Source organism: Vibrio sp. SCSIO 43137 (assembly GCF_028201475.1).
Classification (GTDB): Bacteria; Pseudomonadota; Gammaproteobacteria; order Enterobacterales; family Vibrionaceae; genus Vibrio.
The window spans coordinates 618,818-640,125 of the sequence record NZ_CP116383.1 but is presented as its reverse complement, the minus strand read 5'-3'; the positions used below and the strand labels follow the sequence as shown (position 1 = coordinate 640,125).

General features: G+C 45.8%; 22 protein-coding genes. 4 read left to right on the top strand and 18 right to left on the bottom strand.

Annotated elements, in window-relative coordinates; translation table 11 throughout:
- Positions 1–160: 160 nt before the first annotated feature.
- The 9 genes from iscX to trmJ all read right to left on the bottom strand — a co-directional run bounded on the left by iscX (position 161) and on the right by trmJ (position 6,586).
- Positions 161–355, bottom strand: a complete 195-nt coding sequence (gene iscX, locus PK654_RS03135) for a Fe-S cluster assembly protein IscX (protein WP_271697611.1) — start codon at positions 353–355, stop codon at positions 161–163.
- Between the two features lie 27 nt (positions 356–382).
- A complete protein-coding gene (fdx, locus tag PK654_RS03130; RefSeq protein ID WP_271697610.1) occupies positions 383–721 on the bottom strand; it encodes an ISC system 2Fe-2S type ferredoxin in 339 nt (112 codons plus the stop codon).
- A 24-nt stretch (positions 722–745) separates the two neighbouring features.
- Positions 746–2,596: a Fe-S protein assembly chaperone HscA gene (gene hscA / locus PK654_RS03125; RefSeq protein ID WP_271697608.1), complete on the bottom strand. Its 1,851-nt coding sequence runs from the start codon at positions 2,594–2,596 to the stop codon at positions 746–748.
- Between the two features lie 29 nt (positions 2,597–2,625).
- Entirely contained in the window at positions 2,626–3,129 is a 504-nt protein-coding gene (gene hscB, locus PK654_RS03120; RefSeq protein WP_271697607.1) for a co-chaperone HscB, read from the bottom strand.
- A gap of 53 nt (positions 3,130–3,182) precedes the next feature.
- Entirely contained in the window at positions 3,183–3,506 is a 324-nt protein-coding gene (gene iscA / locus PK654_RS03115; protein WP_271697606.1) for an iron-sulfur cluster assembly protein IscA, read from the bottom strand.
- Between the two features lie 69 nt (positions 3,507–3,575).
- Positions 3,576–3,959, bottom strand: coding sequence for a Fe-S cluster assembly scaffold IscU (iscU, locus tag PK654_RS03110; protein WP_068695583.1), 384 nt, complete (start codon positions 3,957–3,959; stop codon positions 3,576–3,578).
- A gap of 37 nt (positions 3,960–3,996) precedes the next feature.
- The gene (locus PK654_RS03105; RefSeq protein ID WP_271697605.1) at positions 3,997–5,211 is read right to left on the bottom strand and encodes an IscS subfamily cysteine desulfurase; all 1,215 of its coding nucleotides are present in this window, start codon (positions 5,209–5,211) and stop codon (positions 3,997–3,999) included.
- A gap of 28 nt (positions 5,212–5,239) precedes the next feature.
- Positions 5,240–5,746, bottom strand: coding sequence for a Fe-S cluster assembly transcriptional regulator IscR (gene iscR, locus PK654_RS03100; RefSeq protein WP_271697604.1), 507 nt, complete (start codon positions 5,744–5,746; stop codon positions 5,240–5,242).
- 111 nt (positions 5,747–5,857) lie between these two features.
- Positions 5,858–6,586, bottom strand: a complete 729-nt coding sequence (trmJ, locus tag PK654_RS03095) for a tRNA (cytosine(32)/uridine(32)-2'-O)-methyltransferase TrmJ (protein ID WP_271697603.1) — start codon at positions 6,584–6,586, stop codon at positions 5,858–5,860.
- A gap of 200 nt (positions 6,587–6,786) precedes the next feature.
- Here trmJ and suhB point away from each other — a divergent pair, with 200 nt between their 5' ends.
- Entirely contained in the window at positions 6,787–7,590 is an 804-nt protein-coding gene (suhB, locus tag PK654_RS03090) for an inositol-1-monophosphatase (protein WP_271697602.1), read from the top strand.
- Between the two features lie 61 nt (positions 7,591–7,651).
- Here the strand turns inward: suhB and PK654_RS03085 are convergent, their stop codons facing one another.
- The 6 genes from PK654_RS03085 to queA form a co-directional block, all read right to left on the bottom strand.
- Positions 7,652–8,368, bottom strand: coding sequence for a glutathione S-transferase family protein (locus PK654_RS03085; protein ID WP_271697601.1), 717 nt, complete (start codon positions 8,366–8,368; stop codon positions 7,652–7,654).
- A 173-nt stretch (positions 8,369–8,541) separates the two neighbouring features.
- Positions 8,542–9,489, bottom strand: coding sequence for a protein translocase subunit SecF (gene secF, locus PK654_RS03080; protein WP_271697600.1), 948 nt, complete (start codon positions 9,487–9,489; stop codon positions 8,542–8,544).
- 9 nt (positions 9,490–9,498) lie between these two features.
- Positions 9,499–11,355: a protein translocase subunit SecD gene (gene secD / locus PK654_RS03075; RefSeq protein WP_271697599.1), complete on the bottom strand. Its 1,857-nt coding sequence runs from the start codon at positions 11,353–11,355 to the stop codon at positions 9,499–9,501.
- Between the two features lie 21 nt (positions 11,356–11,376).
- Positions 11,377–11,712 (bottom strand): preprotein translocase subunit YajC, encoded by a 336-nt coding sequence (gene yajC / locus PK654_RS03070; protein ID WP_271697598.1) that lies wholly within the window; start codon positions 11,710–11,712, stop codon positions 11,377–11,379.
- A 134-nt stretch (positions 11,713–11,846) separates the two neighbouring features.
- Positions 11,847–13,031: a tRNA guanosine(34) transglycosylase Tgt gene (tgt, locus tag PK654_RS03065; protein ID WP_271697597.1), complete on the bottom strand. Its 1,185-nt coding sequence runs from the start codon at positions 13,029–13,031 to the stop codon at positions 11,847–11,849.
- 65 nt (positions 13,032–13,096) lie between these two features.
- Positions 13,097–14,155 (bottom strand): tRNA preQ1(34) S-adenosylmethionine ribosyltransferase-isomerase QueA, encoded by a 1,059-nt coding sequence (queA, locus tag PK654_RS03060; RefSeq protein WP_271697596.1) that lies wholly within the window; start codon positions 14,153–14,155, stop codon positions 13,097–13,099.
- A gap of 257 nt (positions 14,156–14,412) precedes the next feature.
- Between queA and PK654_RS03055 the strand changes: the two genes are divergently transcribed.
- Positions 14,413–14,895, top strand: a complete 483-nt coding sequence (locus tag PK654_RS03055) for a CBS domain-containing protein (RefSeq protein ID WP_271697595.1) — start codon at positions 14,413–14,415, stop codon at positions 14,893–14,895.
- Between the two features lie 108 nt (positions 14,896–15,003).
- On the opposite strand, the gene aceA is transcribed toward PK654_RS03055, so the two are convergent.
- From aceA to PK654_RS03040, 3 genes are all read right to left on the bottom strand, one after another.
- Positions 15,004–16,314 (bottom strand): isocitrate lyase, encoded by a 1,311-nt coding sequence (aceA, locus tag PK654_RS03050; protein WP_271697594.1) that lies wholly within the window; start codon positions 16,312–16,314, stop codon positions 15,004–15,006.
- A 111-nt stretch (positions 16,315–16,425) separates the two neighbouring features.
- On the bottom strand, positions 16,426–18,051 hold the full coding sequence (gene aceB / locus PK654_RS03045; protein WP_271697593.1) for a malate synthase A: 1,626 nt from the start codon (positions 18,049–18,051) through the stop codon (positions 16,426–16,428).
- Between the two features lie 571 nt (positions 18,052–18,622).
- Positions 18,623–19,528 (bottom strand): hydrogen peroxide-inducible genes activator, encoded by a 906-nt coding sequence (locus PK654_RS03040; RefSeq protein WP_271697592.1) that lies wholly within the window; start codon positions 19,526–19,528, stop codon positions 18,623–18,625.
- A 185-nt stretch (positions 19,529–19,713) separates the two neighbouring features.
- Between PK654_RS03040 and PK654_RS03035 the strand changes: the two genes are divergently transcribed.
- Together PK654_RS03035 and PK654_RS03030 are read left to right on the top strand one after the other, a co-directional pair.
- Entirely contained in the window at positions 19,714–20,319 is a 606-nt protein-coding gene (locus PK654_RS03035) for a peroxiredoxin C (RefSeq protein ID WP_271697591.1), read from the top strand.
- A 194-nt stretch (positions 20,320–20,513) separates the two neighbouring features.
- Positions 20,514–21,260 (top strand): copper homeostasis protein CutC, encoded by a 747-nt coding sequence (locus tag PK654_RS03030; RefSeq protein WP_271697590.1) that lies wholly within the window; start codon positions 20,514–20,516, stop codon positions 21,258–21,260.
- Positions 21,261–21,308 lie beyond the last annotated feature (48 nt).

Below are 21,308 nucleotides of genomic sequence, written 5' to 3'. Positions count from 1 at the left end.
GAGGTTTTTCGCTTCTGAACGATTTTGACTCTGAAAACAGCCAAGAGTTTCTCTGATTTACTGTCAGCTCTGATAATCTAAATCACTCAGGCATATACAAAATAGAAGGGCAATTGCCCTTCTATCAAATGAACCCTTTATCTCAATCCTGATTGGATGATTAATCAACTTCATCCAGCCAGCAGAGAAGAATGGCTTCTAAGATTTTTTCATTTGATCGCTGAGGATCGTCATCAAACTCTTCCAGTTCTGTGATCCACTTATGCATATCGGTAAATCGCACCGTTTTAGGGTCAAGATCTGGATATAAATCACATAACTCTATGGCTATGTCACGGGAATCTGTCCATTTCATACTGGCTATCCTCTAAATCTTTTTAGATTAATGATCTTCTGCAGCGTGGTTAAGGGTGTACTTAGGGATCTCAACCACCAAATCTTCATCGGCAACTTTTGCCTGACAACCCAGCCTTGATTCAGGCTCTAAACCCCAGGCTTTATCCAGCATGTCATCTTCCAGCTCATCACTCTCTTCAAGTGAATCAAAGCCTTCACGAACCACGACATGACAGGTAGTGCAGGCGCAGGATTTTTCACAGGCATGCTCAATGCCGATACCATTTTTCAGCGCAACATCCAGAACTGTTTCTCCCGACTCGGCTTCTAATACAGCGCCTTCCGGGCAAAGTTCTTCATGTGGCAATACAACTATTTTAGGCATATTTTTTCCTTAATCAGCAAAGGGCTATACATTATCAACAGACTGGCCGGATAACGCTTTACGAATCGATACGTCCATGCGGCGTGAAGCAAATTCCTGACTGGCTTTATCAGTCTCTTTTATACCCTGCTCAATGGCATCTGCGTTATCACCGTTGCGTAACTCGATAAGCGATTCAATGGCTTTCAGCAGTTGCTGACGCTCTTCATCGTTTAACAGTTCATCGCCGTCTGCCTGCATCGCTGCCAGCAGCCCTTCAATTACTCTGTCTGCTTCCACACGCTGCTCTGCAAGAGCACGTGCCAGCATATCTTCTTTGGCGTAGGTCATGGAATCTTTCAGCATTCCGGCTACTTCATCGTCACTTAAGCCGTAAGAAGGTTTCACCTGAATTTCTGCCTGCACACCTGTGCTCTTTTCCATTGCCGTCACGGACAACAAGCCGTCAGCATCCACTTGATAAGTTACCCTGATATGAGCAGCACCTGCCGCCATCGGCGGAATACCTTTAAGGGAGAATCGCGCTAAAGAGCGGCAATCGTCCACCAACTCACGTTCACCCTGAACTGTATGAACCAGCATACCTGTCTGGCCATCTTTAAAGGTGGTAAATTCCTGAGCTCTGGCGACAGGGATAGTGGTGTTTCTCGGAATGATTTTCTCAACCAGTCCGCCCATGGTTTCAATGCCAAGGGAAAGGGGAATCACATCCAGCAGCAGCATTTCTGAGTCAGGCTTATTACCCACCAGAACGTCCGCCTGAATCGCGGCTCCTATGGCAACCACCTCATCCGGGTTAATGCTGGTTAATGGTGTACGGCCGAAAAACTCGCCTACCATCTCTCTGACAAGAAGGGTACGGGTAGAACCACCGACCATAACCACTTCATTTACTTCGTCTGCGTCAACCCCGGCATCTTTCAGGGAGCGACGGCAAGAGAGCAGCGTCTTCTTTACCAGAGGGCGAATCAGCTCTTCAAACTGGCTACGGGTAAGCGTACCTGTCCAGCCAAGAACCGTAACTTCTGTACTCTCCTGCTTAGATAAGTTGATCTTCGCTTCTGTCGCCGCATCCAGTAAAGCCCTGTTCTGTTCATCAGAAAGTGGGCTATCAAGGCCGATTTCTGCTTGCAGATGGTCGGCGACCAGATGGTCAAAGTCATCACCGCCAAGGGCAGAGTCGCCACCGGTTGCCAGTACTTCAAATACACCTTTTGATAAGCGGAGAATCGAAATATCAAAGGTACCGCCACCCAGATCATAAACCGCAATCACCCCTTCCTGACCTGAATCCAGACCATAAGCGATAGCGGCAGCAGTGGGTTCATTAAGAAGGCGAAGTACTTTCAATCCGGCAAGAGTCGCCGCATCTTTGGTTCCGGCACGCTGGGCATCATCAAAATAAGCAGGAACGGTAATAACCACACCTTCTAAACTTCCGCCCAGACTCGCTTCGGCTCTTTCATTCAACGCTTTCAGAATATCTGCCGATACCTGAATCGGATTTTTAATACCCGCCGCGGTTTGCAGCAGGGGAAGGCCATTATCACTGGCTTTAAACTGATATGGCAGAGATGGGTAACGCTTCTGGATATCGTCCAAAGAACGGCCGATTAGACGCTTAACAGATATTACGGTATTAGCGGGATCTGACTGGGCATTCGCTCTAGCCAAGGCACCAACCTGATGCCCCTCTTCTGTGTAGTGAACAACTGAAGGTAGAATATTGTTGCCGCTTTCATCAGAAAGGGGAGAAGCGGTACCGCTACGGACAGAGGCAACTAATGAATTAGTTGTTCCAAGGTCGATACCTACTGCAAGCTTTTGTTCATGCGGTGCAGGACTTAGTCCCGGCTCCGAAATTTGAAGTAACATTGGGCTTCCTATATTTTAATCAAGCAACCTCAACCGAACAGTCGATCTTCAGTTTGTTCTATCTCTTGCTTAAGCTTTTCTATAAATTTTAGTTTTCTGACCTGCTCTGCGGCAGCTTCCCACATAGCGTCTTGCAGTTGCTGCTGAACTTCAAGCAGATGTTGTTTATAAAGCTTATTTACTTTAGCGTCAAAATCCAGCAGAGCCTCTTCGTCACTGATCTCTTCCAGCTCTTCACGCAGCTCCATCTGCTGCATCAAAAACATAGGATCCTGCAGTGTTTTCTGCTCACCACGTATATCCAGCCCGTTTAGCTGAAGAATATACTCAAGGCGGGAAACCGGCTGCTTCAACACCTGATAAGCGTCATTGATCTGCGCCGCTTTCTGAACCGACATTAACCGGTCACGCTCTGAGGCTGTGGAAAAGTTGTCAGGATGAAACTGCTTTTGCAGCTCTCTGAACTGAGTAGAAAGAAGGCTACCATCCAGTTCAAACTGGATTGGTAGCCCGAATAATTCAAAATGATTCATCAAGTTATGACCTAAATATCGATATCTGAATAAATTAACTGATTAACAGTAACTCAGACGGTAAAGCTTTCACCACAACCACACTCGTCTTTAACGTTCGGGTTATTAAACTGAAAACCTTCGTTTAATCCTTCTTTTACAAAGTCTAACTCGGTACCATCCAGATAAACCAGACTTTTAGGGTCAACTATCAACTTTATGTCACTGATATCAAAAACCTGATCTTCGTCATTCAGTTGATCGACAAACTCAAGTACATAAGCCATGCCGGAACAACCCGTTGTTTTCACACCAAGACGCAAGCCTATTCCTTTTCCTCTGTTATCCAGAAAAGTTTTTACTCTGCTTGCTGCCGCTTCTGTCATGGTGATGGCCATACTACAACCTTTTGCTTGTTATCTTTTTAATTAGAGAGGGAGGAAACCCTCCCCCGTAGCGAAAACGTGTTATTCCTGATGCTTCTTCTTATAGTCAGATACCGCTGCTTTAATAGCGTCTTCTGCCAGAATTGAGCAGTGAACCTTCACTGGTGGCAGTTCAAGCTCTTCAGCGATTTCAGAGTTTTTAATCGCTGCAGCTTCATCAACACTTTTACCTTTTACCCACTCAGTAACCAGCGAGCTTGAGGCGATTGCAGAACCACAACCGTAAGTCTTAAATTTCGCATCTTCGATAATGCCTTCCGGCGTTACTTTTATCTGAAGCTTCATCACGTCACCACATGCCGGTGCACCAACCATGCCACTACCAACACTTGGATCTTCTTTATCAAATGAACCTACGTTACGTGGGTTTTCGTAGTGATCGATCACTTTTTCACTGTAAGCCATAATTACTTCCTCGTTCCTCTATTCTTGTAACCTGAGATTAATGATGAGCCCACTCAACGGTGCTCAAATCAACCCCTTCCTTGTACATATCCCATAGAGGAGACATGTCTCTCAGTTTATTCACAGCAGCTATAATTTGTGTCACTGCATAATCAACTTCTTCTTCCGTGGTATAACGTCCGAATGAAAAGCGGATAGAACTGTGTGCCAGTTCGTCATCTAGTCCTAGAGCTCTCAGAACATACGAAGGCTCAAGGCTTGCTGATGTACAGGCTGAACCGGAAGAAACCGCCAGATCTTTCAGTGACATCAGCAGTGATTCACCCTCAACAAAAGCGAAACTGATGTTCAGGTTATTCGCCAGACGTTGCTCTAAGTCGCCGTTAATCGTTACAGCTTCCAGATCTTTCAGACCTTCCAGCATACGCTCGCGAAGAGCTTTGGCATGATCCAGATCTTTCTGCATATCTTGTTTGGCAACACGGGCAGCTTCACCCATACCAACAATCTGATGAGTGGCAAGAGTACCAGAGCGGAAACCACGCTCATGACCACCACCGTGCATCTGTGCTTCAAGACGGATACGTGGTTTACGGCGTACATAAAGTGCACCAATACCTTTAGGGCCATACATTTTGTGGCCGGAAAGTGAAATAAGGTCAACCTTCATTTCCTGCACATCGATAGGCAGTTTGCCTGCAGACTGTGCCGCATCTACATGGAAAACGACTTTACGTTCACGGCACAGCTCGCCAATGGCAGAGATATCCTGAATAACACCGATTTCGTTGTTCACATGCATGATAGAAACAAGGATGGTGTCATCACGCATCTCTTGCTGAAGCTTATTCAGGTCAATCAGACCATTTGCTTCTGGTGCCATATAAGTGACTTCGTAACCTTCACGCTCTAATTGGCGGCAGGTATCTAAAACGGCTTTGTGTTCCGTTTTACTGGTAATGATGTGTTTACCTTTCTTACCATAAAAGTGAGCAACACCTTTAATCGCCAGGTTATCTGACTCTGTTGCACCTGAGGTAAAAATGATTTCTCTTGGATCTGCGTTTAGCAGATCAGCAATCTGCTCACGAGCGGTATCAACTGCTTCTTCAGCTTGCCAGCCATAACGGTGAGAACGGGAGGCAGGGTTACCAAACGTCCCATCCATGGTCATAAATTGAACCATTTTTTCAGCAACACGTTCATCTACCGGGCAGGTAGCCGAATAGTCAAAATATATAGGCAGTTTCATCTATTACTCCAATGTAAAAACATTGCCGCTATGAGCGAGCATTTGTACTGATGGGTGCAGTACTTGTTATTGTTTGAGAAAACCCATGGTTAACCACCAGTTCTAGTTCCTGACGGTCAGAAATTTCCAGTACTTCATTATCATTCATCAACTGACCCAGAGTGATGTTATTCAGAAAATCACTGATTCGGGTGCTTAGATCGCGCCAGAGGGTATGGGTTAAACAACGCGTTCCCCCCTGACAGTCGCCTTTGCCTGAACATTTTGTCGCATCTACCGACTCATCGACGGCGGCAATGATAGTACCAATAGAAATATTAAATGCGTCTTGTCCCAACCGGTATCCGCCACCGGGACCACGGACGCTGTCTACCAAACTGGCTTTACGCAGCTTGGAAAATAGCTGCTCCAGATAAGAGAGCGAAATTCCCTGCCGCTCAGAAATATCTGCCAATGGCACCGGGCTTGATTGCGAGTGAAGCGCAACGTCAAGCATTGCTGTTACAGCATATCTTCCTTTAGATGTCAGTCTCATATCACACTCTATCCACGTGTTTACATGAATAAAGTTTTTCATACCTGACTAAACTGGTCAAGTATTTATTTGACTAAAATAGTCAGGTATTTAACCTTTTTGTAAAAATGGTTATTTACCAGACTTATTCTGCTTTTCTATGGACGATAAAATGCCCCTGAGAATATTAATTTCGCCTATTTCCGGACGGGCGCGACTAAATAGTCGTCTCAGCTTTGTCATCACCATGTTTGGCTTATCCTGCGAGATAAACTGGGTATCGGTAATCACTTTTTCAAGGTGCTGATAGAACATCTCTAGTTCTTTGTGACGTGGGTAGACTTCTTCTTTCTCTTCAAACTCAGCCTGCTGCAGATTCAGGTGCGCCACTCTTACTTCATAGGCAAGAGTCTGTACCGCCATTGCAAGATTCAGCGAGCTATATTCAGGGTTAGCCGGAATACATACATGGAAATGACACTTCTGCAGCTCTTCATTAGTCAGGCCGGTTCTCTCCCTGCCAAACACTAATGCTACCGGATGCTGGCTGCTCTCCTGAGCAAACTTTTCACCACACTCTCTCGGCTCCAGCATAGGCCATTCAAGGGTACGTGAACGGGCACTGGAACCAACCACTAACGCACAATCACTGATGGCCTCTTCCAGAGTAGAAACAATAGTGGCATTTTCTGCAATATCTGCAGCGCCGGCAGCAAGAGCAAGGGTTTGTTCGTCTACTTCACATTGAGGGTCAACCAGAACAAGTTGAGAAAGCCCCATCACCTTCATGGCACGGGCAGCAGAACCAATATTTCCTGAATGAGAGGTTCCGACCAGAATGATTTTTACATTGTTGAGCATGGGTTAATAAACCGAAAATTAAAAACCGACGAATGTTAACATAGCAGACTACAAGGCGCGAGAAGCTTAACTAAGTAACCTGAGGTCAGATCGAAAACGATTAAATCATCCTGAACAAAAATTAACCGCTTCACTTTTTTCTATTTCCTGATATACTCGCCGCCGCTTTCCGTTCTTTAACATCTTTTGGGTATTAATTTATGCATCCTATGCTAAATATTGCTATTCGCGCTGCGCGAAAAGCAGGCAATCATATTGCAAAATCACTAGAAACGACTGACAAAATTGAAGCTTCACAAAAGGGTACAAATGACTTTGTAACCAACGTAGACAAAGAAGCTGAAACAATCATCATCGATACCATCAAAGGTTCTTATCCTGAGCACACTATTGTGGCTGAAGAGAGCGGACTGACTGAAGGCAAAGACAGCGGTATTCAGTGGATTATCGACCCATTAGATGGAACGACTAACTTCCTGAAAGGCTTCCCACACTTCTCTGTATCTATTGCTGTTCGTATTAACGGTAAAACTGAAGTTGCCTGTGTTTACGATCCAATGCAGAACGAACTGTTTACTGCCCAGCGCGGCTCCGGTGCTCAGCTAAACAACGCAAGAATCCGTGTTAAACAACTTAAAGACCTGCAAGGTACTGTTCTTGCTACTGGTTTCCCGTTCAAGCAAAAGCAGCACTCTGAATCTTATATTAAGATCGTAGGCGCTCTGTTTACTGAATGTGCTGATTTCCGTCGTACTGGTTCTGCTGCTCTGGATCTTTGCTACCTTGCAGCCGGCCGTGTTGACGGTTACTTCGAGCTTGGCCTTAAGCCTTGGGATATGGCAGCAGGTGAACTGATTGCCCGCGAAGCCGGTGCTATCCTGACAGACTTCTCTGGCGGTACTAACTACATGGATTCCGGCAACATTGTTGGTTCAAGTGCACGTGGCGTTAAAGCCATCCTTAAGCACGTACGTGAAAACGGTAACTCTGCAATTCTGAAATAATCAGTTATAGCACTTCCGGTTAAGCCTCTGTCTCAGACAGAGGCTTTTTAGTTTCGGGTACTCAGCAGGCAATACTCTCGTTGTGGTAACCGATCGCTAACTCGGCTTCCACACGCTGCTGATACTCAAGCAGTACCGGATACTTCTGTATATATTCCGTTAATCTGGTCGGCATATCCTTGCTGTTGATGCATATGATCATAACGTAAGCAAAAAAGTCGTACCGACTAAATTGCTCCCCGCAGATAAACCGGTTTGCCGATAAATGATCACTTAACGCTTGTAGGTCTTTATCTCCCTCAAGTAAAATCTGTTGTGTCGTAAAACGCCCCAGCCCCTGAGTATATAAATTTTTTCTCACCAAATTTCTGGCATAACGGCCAATCAAAGCCCGTAAAGGCCACTTATACCCTTTGAAAAATGCCGGCTCCAGCCGTTGCCATTCTGCCTCAGGGATCCAGCGACAATAGACCAATATCCAGTTCAGGTGCTGTTCAAGCATCATCTGCCATGCCCTGCCCTGTGCATGCTGCTGCTCTGTCAGCCCCTGCTGAATATTATGCTGTTTAAGCAACTGCTCGATAATCAGTTCAGAGTCACCCAGTACCTCTCCATCCTGTTCAATATAAGGTATTTTCTTGTAGGGTCCCTGATTCGGCAGGGCGAACTTTACGGTATAGGGAATCTTGTAATAGCTAAGAAACAGCTCCAGCTTAGCACAAAACGGGCTGGCATTGATGCCGTCAAACTGCTTTTTGGATTGCCTTAAAATAATCATTGTTTCTCCATAAACCAGATCTAATCCATCACTATCCTATAAGAGCAGCTGCCACTAAAGCTATATATTTGATAATTAATTGATAGTTTCGCCTCATATCCGCTCTTAAAATAGCGGCATAAAAAAACCGCAGCCTAAGCTACGGTTCTCAGTTTAGTTTGCAGGTTTACCAGTTAAGGCATCTCGTCAAACTCTGCGCCTTCTTTCTCAATCTGAGGTGGCATCAGGTGCTCACGCTGGATACCCAGTTTCAGAGCCAGAGCCGAAGCAACATAGATTGAAGAGTATGTACCAACGGTAATACCTAACAGAAGTGCAGTAGCGAAACCGTGGATCAAAGCACCACCCTGTGTAAACAGGGCAATAACCACGAACAGGGTTGTCGCTGAGGTAATCAGGGTACGGCTTAGTGTCTGAGTGATTGAACTGTTCATCACTTCAGCCGAGTCACCTTTACGCATCTTACGGAAGTTTTCACGGATACGGTCAAATACAACAATGGTATCGTTGAGTGAGTAACCTACCACCGTCAGCAGTGCTGCGACAATGGTCAGGTCAACCTCAATCTGCATCAGTGAGAATACACCAAGGGTAATAATAACGTCGTGGGTAAGTGCTAATACCGCACCCGCCGCAAGACGCCATTCAAAACGCATAGATACGTAAATCAGGATACAGATCAGTGAGACCAGAATGGCCAGGCCACCCGCTTCTGTCAGTTCATCACCCACATTCGGGCCGACAAACTCAATCCGGCGCATCTCTACCGCTTCACCTGTGCCCTGCTCCAGTGCTGTCAGGATTTGGTTACCCAGTTTTTCACCCTGAGCATCTTCACGCGGACGCAGACGAACCATCACTTCACGGGCAGAACCAAAGTTCTGAACCGTTGCATCACCAAAGCCTTTTTCCTGCAGGGCACCACGGATTTTTTCCAGATCGGCCGGCTGCTCAAAACCTACTTCGATTAACGTACCGCCGGTAAAGTCCAGTCCCCAGTTCAACCACTTGGTGGACAAGGTAAAGATTGCAGTAGCAATCATAATTACCGACAAAACAGACGCTAATTTAGACCAACGCATAAAGTCGATCGTTTTGTCTGCTTTCATTATCTGAAACATAACTTTTCCTTAGATCGACAGTTTCTTAATGCGCTTACCACCGTAGATCAGGTTCACAACAGCGCGTGTCCCGACAATAGCAGTAAACATTGAGGTCAAGATACCAATTGACAGAGTAACGGCGAAACCTTTAATGGCACCGGTACCGACAGCAAACAGAATGATGGCTGTAATCAATGTGGTAATGTTCGCATCGGCAATGGTACTAAATGCGTTAGCATAGCCCTGATGGATTGCCTGCTGAGGATTACGCCCTTCGCGCAGCTCTTCACGCACGCGCTCAAATATAAGCACGTTGGCATCCACCGCCATACCGACAGTAAGAACGATACCTGCGATACCCGGCAAGGTCATAGTTGCCCCCGGGATCATAGACATTACACCGACAATCAAGATCAGGTTGGCCGCCAGTGCAAGGTTTGCGATAAAGCCAAACTTGCGGTAGTAGACCAGCATAAACAGCATTACCGCTACCATACCTGCAATACAAGCCTGAATACCCATGTCGATATTCTGCTGACCCATTGAAGGACCGATAGTACGCTCTTCAACAATGGAGATCGGCGCAATCAGAGCACCGGCACGAAGTAGCAGTGCGAGGTTGTGCGCTTCTGCCACAGAGTCGATACCGGTAATGCGGAAGTTACGGCCAAGGGCAGTTTGAATTGTCGCCTGGTTAATCACTTCTTCATTTTTAGACAGGATAACCTTGCCTTCAGGAGTCTTACGGCCACTGTCTTTGTACTCAGCAAAAACCGTTGCCATCAGCTTACCGACATTCTTTTTAGAGAATGCCGACATCTTACTGCCGCCTTCACTATCCAGAGAGATATTTACCTGAGGGCGACCATATTCATCCATGCTTGAGCTGGCATCAGTAATGCTGGCACCACCAAGGATAACGCGCTTCTTCAGAACAACCGGACGACCGTCACGATCAAACTTCAGCTCACTGCCGGCAGGTACACGACCATTTGCCGCCGCAGCTAGATCAGCTTTTTCATCCACAGCACGGAATTCAAGTGTTGCCGTTGCACCAAGAATTTCTTTAGCGCGGGCAGTATCCTGAACACCCGGTAGCTCAACCACAATACGGCTGGCACCCTGACGCTGTACTAACGGCTCAGCAACACCAAGTTCGTTAACACGGTTTCTAAGGATAGTAATGTTCTGTTCAACAGCGTAGTTACGCACTTCTGCCAGACGCGCTTCAGAGAAGGTCGCTGTCAGAATAAAACGTCCGTCAGAATCACTGTCAGTGAAAATCATGTCAGGATGTTTCTGGGAAAGGCTGGTTTTCGCCTGAGCCAGTTGCTCAGCGTTGCGAAGAACCACTTCTACGCCATCTTTGCCTTGCTTACGAATGGCACGATAGCGAATCTTATCTTCACGAAGCTCTGAACGGAAGGCTTCTTCCTGCTGCTCCTGAAGCTTAAGCATCGCAGCATCCATATCCACTTCCATCAGGAAGTGAACACCACCACGAAGATCAAGACCCAGCTTCATTGGTGCTGCACCAATGCTTTCCAGCCAGTCAGGGGTAGCCGGCGCCAAGTTCAAAGCAACAACAGTATCTTTGCCAAGCGCTTCACTGATGATATCGCGCGCACTTATCTGCGTGTCAGTATCATTAAAACGTACGAGAATCGATCCATTTTCTAAAGCAATGGATTTATGAGAAAGGCTCTTTTTATCAAGAGCATCAGTGACAGAATCCAGCGTTGACATATCAACAGCGGCGCCACGCGCCCCTGTAATTTGAATAGCCGGATCTTCACCGTAGATATTCGGAAGTGCGTAGAGCGCACTGATGGCGATTGCAAAAATCACCATCAGATACTTCCATAAAGGATATCGGTTTAGCACAGCGAGGACCCTTGAGCTGTATTATAGAGATTTAAGCGTACCTTTAGGCAGTACAGCAGTAACGTAATCTTTTTTGATTGTTACTTCGTTGTTGTCGTTAAGAGCAATAACGATATAGTCGTTGTCTTCAGCGATTTTGCTGATCTTACCAACCAGACCACCGCCAGTCAGAACTTCGTCGCCTTTGCTCATAGAAGCCATCAGGTTTTTATGCTCTTTAGCGCGCTTAGACTGCGGACGGAAAATCATAAAGTAGAAAATAACACCAAACATACCAAGCATGATTAGCATTTCGAAACCACCACCCTGTGGTGCGCCTTCCGCGGCTGCGTGAGCTTGAGAAATGAATAAACTCATTCAGAAACTTCCTCTATTAAGGTTTATGTAATTAATTAAACTTGGGGAACAACAGCATTTTTTCAAGTGCCTGAATCCCAAATCTTTTAAAAGAAAACGAGTTCCGCGGGCGGAGACTCGTTTTCTGCAATGGCTTATTTATTGAGTGGCGGGACTTCACGATCCCTGCGAGCATAAAACTCTTCAACAAACTGATCGAATCTCTCTTCGTCAATCGCCTTGCGGATACTCTCCATCAGGCGCTGATAATAACGCAAGTTATGGATGGTGTTCAGCCTTGCACCTAAGATTTCGTTACAGCGATCTAAATGATGCAGATAGGACTTCGAGTAATTTTGACAAGTGTAACAGTCACAGTGCGGATCCAGAGGGCCTGTATCGGTTTTATGTTTCGCATTACGGATCTTGATCACACCACCAGTTACGAAAAGGTGACCGTTACGGGCATTACGGGTTGGCATCACGCAGTCAAACATATCGATACCACGACGAACACCTTCAACTAAGTCTTCCGGCTTACCAACACCCATCAGGTAACGTGGCTTATCTTCCGGCAGTTGCGGGCAAGTATGCTCAAGAATACGGTGCATATCTTCTTTAGGTTCACCTACCGCCAGACCACCTACTGCATAACCGTCAAAGCCGATATCAGTCAGGCCTGCTGCAGATACATCACGCAGATCTTCATATACGCTACCCTGAACGATACCGAACAGTGCGTTCGGGTTTTCCAGTTTATTGAAGTGGTCACGACTACGCTTAGCCCAGCGCAGAGACATCTCCATCGACTTTTTCGCTTCGTCGTGAGTGGCCGGATACGGAGTACACTCATCGAAAATCATTACGATATCAGAGCCCAGATCTTTCTGAATCTCCATCGACTTTTCCGCGTCCATAAAGATTTTGTCACCGTTAACAGGGTTACGGAAGTGAACACCTTCTTCGGTAATCTTACGGATATCACCCAGACTAAATACCTGAAAACCGCCTGAATCCGTCAGGATAGGGCCCTGCCAGTTCATAAAGTCATGCAAATCACCATGCATCTTCATGATCTCCTGACCCGGGCGCAGCCAAAGGTGGAAAGTGTTACCCAGCAGGATTTCTGCTCCGGTACCTTTCACCTCTTCCGGCGTCATACCTTTAACAGTGCCATAAGTACCAACAGGCATAAATGCTGGTGTCTGCACAGTGCCACGCTCAAAAGTCAGCTGACCACGACGAGCGTTACCTTGTTTTTTAAATAGTTCGTATTTCACGAAGCCTCCGTATGCCAGAGAAACAGTCTGGCGTTCAGTTACCGGACGGCATAATTCCATCCGGAAGAAAATTCTTTATTGCTATATCAGAGCTCATTTAGCCCAAGCTTTGTTCTGCTTTGCTGCTATTCAGTCACTGTTTTTTTGCTAATAAACATAGCATCGCCGTAGCTGAAGAAACGATACTTCTCCTGTACCGCATGCTGATAGGCCGCCATGACATTATCGTAACCGGCAAAAGCACTTACCAGCATAATCAGCGTAGACTCCGGAAGGTGGAAGTTAGTGATCAGGCAGTCGATTAGCTGATACTCATAACCCGGATAAATAAAGATCTCAGTGTCATCGAAGAAAGGCACCAGCTCTGTACCATTTTTTAGCGCGCTCTGAGCCGCACTTTCCAGAGAGCGGACTGACGTCGTTCCTACAGCAATCACTCTGCCGCCACGGGCTTTGGTTTTGTGGATAGCGTCAATAACATCCTGAGTTACTTCCACATACTCTGCATGCATGTGGTGATCATGAATATTATCTACACGAACCGGCTGGAAGGTACCCGCACCAACATGCAAAGTAACATAAGCAAACTCTGCACCTTTTGCTTTTATGGCCGCCATCAGTTCATCATCGAAATGCAAACCGGCAGTAGGCGCAGCAACAGCACCCGGTTTTTCATTATAAACCGTCTGATAACGCTCTTTATCTGCATCTTCATCAGGGCGATCAATATAAGGCGGCAACGGCATATGACCGATGTCGTTTAAAATATCCAGCACCACTTTGTCAGACTTGAAACGAATCTCGAATAGCGCATCATGGCGGGCAACCATCTCTGCCTGATACTGATCTTGTTCGCCAAGCAGCAGTTCAGCGCCCGGTTTCGGTGCTTTCGATGAACGGACATGAGCCAGAACAGAGTGCTCATCCAGCATTCTTTCCACCAGCACTTCAATTTTTCCACCAGTCGCTTTACGGCCAAACATACGCGCAGGAATTACCCGGGTGTTGTTAAACACCAGAAGATCACCCTCATTTACCAGACTTAACACATCTTTAAAGGTACCATCGGCAACCTCTCCGCTATTGCCGTTTAGCTGCAACAGTCGGCTGGCGCTTCGCTCAGCTTTCGGATAACGAGCGATCAGCTCATCAGGGAGTTCAAAGTTAAAATCGGAAACTTGCATAGGTATGATCTTTTGCTCTAATGACTAAATTTTTTGCAGTGGGCTAGTATAGGCTGCACGCCAGAGATAGCAAGGATTGTTACCGCCTAATTGCACATTTTTTCACCTACAGTCTGCAAAGCAATTATCTTGTTAAGATTACTGAACATTTTTAACAATTATTGCGTGCGAATATCACTCAAAATACTGCTTTAGCTCTCAGTTATCCGGCCAGATTCTGCCTATAGTTAAGTTAGACAACCAAAAGGAGGTCGAGGATGATCAAAGTTGAAGACATGATGACCCGCAACCCTCATACCTTGTTGCGTTCTCATTCACTTTCTGATGCCAAACACCTGATGGAAAACCACGATATCCGTCATGTGCCCGTGGTCGATACCGATAATAAATTGCTGGGTGTCGTCACTCAGAGAGATGTTCTCTCCGCGCAAGAGTCCAGCCTGCAAAAAATCTCTGAAGAGCAGTCTCACACCCTGACTACCCCGCTCGATATTGCCATGCGAAAAAACGTTATGACGGTTGATCCTCAGGCAGGGTTAAAAGAGAGCGCCACCTATATGCAAAAACATAAGGTTGGCTGTTTACCTGTGGTAGCTGACGGACATCTGGTCGGCATCATTACTGATAGCGACTTTGTCATGATTGCTATTCATCTTCTGGAGCTACAGGAAGAAGTTGAGCCGGATTTAGGTGATCTTGAGGATGCAGAAACTTTTGAAGAGTACGATGACGAGTATTAAATACTGTTGAGCTGAGAGTAAAAATAGTCACCACCAGCACTAATATAAACGGCTAAAGAAAAGAGCAGCCAAAGCTGCTCTTAGAGGTAACTGCTTTTATCAACTCACTCAGAACTGTTCTTCTTCTGTTGAGCCGGTAAGTGCGGTAACCGATGAGTTGCCGCCCTGAATGGTGTTGGTCATCTTATCAAAGTAACCAGTTCCCACTTCCTGCTGGTGAGCCACAAAGGTATAGCCTTTTTCTGCCGCTTCAAACTCAGGACGCTGAACCTTTTCAACATAGTGACGCATACCTTCACCCTGTGCATAGGCATGAGCAAGTTCAAACATGTTAAACCACATGTTATGGATGCCCGCCAGAGTAATAAACTGATACTTGTACCCCATATCTGACAGCTCCTGCTGGAACTTAGCGATGGTTTCAGCATCCAGGTTCTTATCCCAGTTGAATGAAGGTGAACAGTTATACGCCAGCAACTGATCCGGATGCTCTGCCAGAATCGCTTCGGCAAACTTTCTTGCCTCATCCAGATCAGGCTTAGCGGTTTCACACCAGACCAAATCAGCATACGGAGCATATGCCAGACCACGGGCGATTGCCTGATCAATACCGGCACGAACACGGTAGAAACCTTCCGAAGTGCGCTCACCGACAATAAAGTCTTTATCATACGGGTCAACGTCAGAGGTCAGCAGGTCTGCCGCATTGGCATCGGTACGGGCAATTACCAGAGTGGTTGTTCCTGCAACGTCTGCTGCCAGACGTGCGGCAGAAAGTTTCTGTACAGCTTCCTGAGTAGGAACAAGTACCTTACCGCCCATATGACCACACTTCTTAACGGAAGCAAGCTGATCTTCAAAGTGCACACCAGCAGCACCGGCATCGATCATGGACTTCATTAGCTCATAAGCATTCAAAACGCCACCAAAACCGGCCTCGGCATCAGCAACAATCGGCAGGAAGTAATCAATACCACCTTCATCTTCCGGAGACTTGCCGTTAGACCACTGAATCTGATCAGCACGACGGAACGAGTTATTAATACGCTTAACAACAGCCGGAACAGAATCGACCGGATACAGCGACTGATCAGGATACATACTTGAAGCTGTATTATTATCCGCAGCTACCTGCCAGCCAGACAGATAAATAGCTTCAATACCGGCTTTAGCCTGTTGCACTGCCTGCCCGCCTGTCAGGGCACCAAGGCAGTTTACATAGCCCTTTTTCGCCGAGCCGTTAACCAGGCTCCATAGCTGCTCAGCACCACGCTGGGCAATGGTGTTTTCCGGTACTACCGAACCACGTAAATCCACTACTTCTGCAGCTGTGTAAGTGCGCTTTACGTTTTTCCAGCGTGGATTCTCTGCCCAGTCTTTTTCCAGCGCTTCGATCTGTTGTTGGCGTGTTAATCTCATCGTTCTATCCCTCTTGATTATGTGCTTGCGCACTTCGTCCTGCATTCCTTGCCTGATATAGCCTAAGGAGCCATGTTTATTTCACGTTGTTCAATCTAATTGTTATATCTCTTACTCTAAGAACTCATAACCGGGTACAGTCAGGAAGTTCACAAGTTCATCACTGGTGGTCAGTCTGGCCATAAGTTCTGCTGCCTCTTCAAATCTTCCCGATTCAAATCGTTCAGAACCTAACTCCTGTTTAACCACTTCAAATTCTTCTTTCAGGTACTGCTCAAACAGAGGCTTAGTTACCGTTTCTCCGTTATCGAGCGCTTTGCCATGCTTGATCCATTGCCAGATAGAAGCCCGGGAGATCTCTGCCGTTGCGGCATCTTCCATCAGGCCGTAGATAGGTACGCAGCCATTACCTGAGATCCACGCTTCTATATACTGAAGTGTCACCCTGATATTGTGTCGCATTCCCTGCTCTGTTCTTTCTCCCTCACAAGGCGCCAGAAGTTCAGCGGCGCTAATCGGCGCATCCTGCTCACGGCGGATATCAAGCTGATTTGTTCTCTCTTTAAGCGCTTCATCAAATACCGCTTTGGCTGTGTCAGCCAGCCCGGGATGTGCAACCCAGGTACCGTCATGGCCGTTACTCACTTCCAATGATTTATCATGATGAATTTTATTCAGAACCTGTTGGTTGGTTACCGGATCTTTGGCCGGAATAAATGCCGCCATTCCGCCCATGGCAAAAGCACCACGCTTATGACAGGTTCTTACCAGAAGCCGTGAGTAAGCATTAAGGAAGGGCTTATCCATGGTGACCGCCTGACGATCCGGCAGAATGCGATCCGGGTAATTCTTAAGTGTTTTGATATAGCTGAAAATATAGTCCCAGCGTCCGCAGTTCAGGCCGACAATATGCTCTTTCAGGTTGAACAGGATTTCATGCATCTGAAATACAGCCGGAAGGGTTTCTATCAGAACCGTCGCTTTGATGGTTCCGGTATCCAGACCGAAGTAGTCTTCAGTGGCGTGGAATACTTCACTCCACCATTTAGCTTCCTGATGGTCCTGCAGTTTTGGCAGGTAAAAATAAGGGCCGCTGCCTTTTTTCAGTAAGGCTTTGTAGTTATTGAAAAAGTAGAGTGCAAAATCAAACAGCGCGCCCGGAATGATTGTGCCGTTAAAGGTGACATGCTTCTCTTTCAGGTGCAGTCCACGAACACGACAAATCAATACGGCCGGATCGGCAGCGAGCTGGTAATGTTTACCGTTATCCGGATTGGTATATTCAATGGTCTGGTTAACGGCATCACGTAGGTTTATCTGGCCGTCCAGAACTTTACTCCAGGCCGGAGACATAGAGTCTTCAAAGTCAGCCATAAAGACTTTTACATTGGCATTCAGGGCATTGATGACCATTTTTCTGTCAGTAGGACCGGTAATTTCAACTCTGCGATCCTGAAGATCAGTTGGTATTCCCTGAATTTTCCAGCTTCCTTCCCTGATGCCTTCTGTTTCAGGCAGAAAGTCAGGAAGTTGACCGGCATCGATCGCCTGTTGGCGGGTTTCCCTTGCCTCAAGCAGCTCGTCAATACGTCCGGCATAACGGGAGCAGAGGTAAGCAAGGAATTCTTGGGCTTCCTTGGTGATAATTTCCTGATGTTCGGCTGTTACTTGACCAACAATATCCAGTTGAGCAGAAAGAGAGTCCGTTTTCGGCGGTTGTTTTGTATCCATCAGCATAGTTCTTCCTTAAAATTACATTTGTAACTTAAATACCACATGCAATAGCAACAACAAGATAAATAAGTAGGGTTATTTCTGTTGGTCTCTGTTTTAAATCAATCCCGATTTACATGAGTATCTTAGTTGGTTTTTCAGACTAGTGTATCCGACATAAGTCTTAGCAATCCTTTGTTTTTAAGTTACTTCATTACACCTCCCCGCTAAAGAGCAAAAATTAAAAAACGTCAAAAACAGTATCTTTAACTGTTTCAAACATTCGATTGAAAAATGTTTAATTTTTTACCTAAATTACGTTGTAAAATTACAAATGTGTAATTTTGTAATTTCATACACTTGTTTGAAAAAGGCTCAAATATCTATAGATTTCATTTAATTAATGAAAGGCTAATGTTTAGCCCTAACATTAAATCTTATTAACAAGATGTGATGCAGCACATTCTTCTTGTTAGTTGTGAATGAAAGCTACATAAAAAGAGAGAAATTTTGGAGTTGTAAAATTTTACATGTCAAAAAGTACAATCATCTAAAAAGCTCTCCTTTTATAGAGAGCCTTTTTCAGATCAACCTTCTATAAAAGTTCAGAAACGACTTCTGCGAGTTGTTCGAAAGTCTCATAACGGGAGGAACTCGGTCTCCAGACCAAGCCGATATCCCGGTACGCTTTCTGACCCGGAGGATCCACAACAATTAAGTTCTGGTTATCCAGCAAGCCATGCTCAATCGCCATCTGTGGAATAAATGTTGTACCTAAGCCATTCGCTACCATCTGTACTAAGGTGTGCAAACTGGTTGCCGTGAACGGGTTTATCTTCTCACGCTCTGTCAGCTTACAGGCCGATACGGCATGCTCCGTCAGACAGTGCTCGTTCTCAAGCAGAAATACAGACTCATCGGGTAAATCGTCGTATCTGATTGGAACCCGAATTGTGTCAGCCTGATTTCTGCTGATAACCATTCTGAAAGGGTCCTGCCCGACTACTTTGCTGTGCATATTGCCGATATCAACAGGTAACGCCAGAATCAACACATCCAGATCACCGTGTTTTAACGCCTGAAGCAAATTTGTCGTGGTATCTTCCCGTAACAGAAGATCGAGTTGTGGAAAACTCTGGTTCAGCTCCTGAACCAGATCACATAGGAGAAAGGGGGCAATGGTAGGGATGCAGCCCACTTTCAGTCGTCCCTGCATAGTATCTCCCTGGCAGATCCTGCCAAGCTCCATCAGATCCTGACCTTTTGCAAGCAGCTCTCTGCCGTGCGAGACAATCAGTTCTCCTGCCGGAGTAAACACAAGGGGACTTTTTTTGTCCTTCTTTTCATATAAAGGACAACCAATCATTTCTTCCAGATTCTGAATCCCTTTACTCAGGGTTGACTGACTAACAAAACAGCGCTGAGCGGCGTCGTTAAAGTGTCTTGTTTCATATAGAGTAATGAGATAATGTAACTGTTTAAGACTTGGCCATTTATTCATGATAACTATATATTCTTACTGGGTATTCAGTCAATAAGGTAAGGATGTACCTTATCGCTTTTTTCGATTAAATCAATCTATTTAATTCGCTTTTTTACATGGTCAAAAATGTACTATAGTTTGTTTGTTGAAACACGGATTGAAACCAAAAATGGTTTACAAAATTCTATAATAGGAGCAAAAAAATGGTATTAGTTGGTCGTCAAGCCCCTGATTTTACTGCTGCAGCAGTATTAGGTAATGGTGAGATCGTTGATAGCTTTAACTTCGCAGAGTTCACTAAAGGCAAAAAAGCAGTTGTATTCTTTTATCCGCTAGACTTCACCTTCGTTTGCCCATCAGAGCTAATCGCTTTTGACAAGCGTTTTGAAGATTTCCAGGAAAAAGGCGTTGAAGTAATCGGTGTATCTATCGATTCTCAGTTTTCACACAACGCATGGCGTAACACTGCGATCGAAGACGGCGGTATCGGTCAGGTGAAATACCCTCTGATTGCTGACGTTAAGCACGAAATCTGCAAAGCGTACGATGTAGAGCACCCAGAAGCAGGTGTTGCATTCCGTGGTTCTTTCCTAATTGATGAAGATGGTCTGGTGCGTCACCAGGTAGTTAACGACCTTCCTCTTGGCCGTAACATTGATGAAATGCTACGTATGGTAGACGCACTGAACTTCCACCAGAAAAATGGTGAAGTGTGCCCGGCACAGTGGGAAGAAGGTAAAGCTGGTATGGATGCATCTCCAAAAGGTGTTGCAGCCTTCCTGTCTGAACACGAAGACGATCTGAAATAAATTACTTGTCGGCCTGCGCTCAACAGGTTGATGGTTGGACAAAATATAAAGCGGAAAACGCACGCCAATCAGTTATAAAGTAATATGTTAGCCAAAATCAAAGCCCGGTCTCCGGGCTTTTTCTTTTTTGTTCTACAGCCCTTCCCTTCAAGCTGCTATCATCTCTCTTCGGTCATCTATTCTGCGGTAACCTTATGAATATTCAGCTAGAAGTCTGTATCGATAATATCGAGTCACTATCCAGTGCTATATGCGGCGGAGCAAGCCGGATTGAACTCTGTTCATCTCTTGCCCTTGGCGGCCTGACACCCAGTGCCGGCTTTATCAAACAAGTCATTGCTGCCTCTTCGGTTCCTGTCTACGTTATGATTCGTCCGCGTCAGGGGGACTTTCTCTATAGCAGTGCTGAGATAGAGTGCATGCTTGAAGATATCTATATCGCCAAAAAGGCAGGTGCTCACGGTATTGTTTTTGGCGTATTAAAGTCGAATGGTGAAATAGATATTGATTCTGCCCAAACCTTAATGGCAGCAGCAAAAGGGATGGGTACCACATTTCACCGGGCAATTGATATGTGTTCTGACTATCAGAATGCTATCGAAGTTGTCTCGCAATTAGGTTGTGAGCGAATACTTACTTCAGGATTAGAGAAGGATGCTTATAGCGGCAGAAAAACCATAGCTGAAATGGTTAAACAAGCCGCCGGCCGGTTTTCCATTATGGCTGGTGCCGGAGTTAATGCTGCGAATGTACAACAGATCGTTGCAGAAACAGGTGTTCAAGAAGTTCATCTTTCCGGAAAATCTGTCCGCCCCAGTTATATGCAGTCACAGAATATAAGTGCCAAAATGGGAAGCGACGATACCGACGACCTGCTGATCCCTGTTACCAGCGAAGAAAAGATCCGACAGCTTGCTATGTGTCTCAAATCAACACCTTAACTTCGGATTGATTACCTATATAGCCTAAACTTGTGATATCAGAAGTTA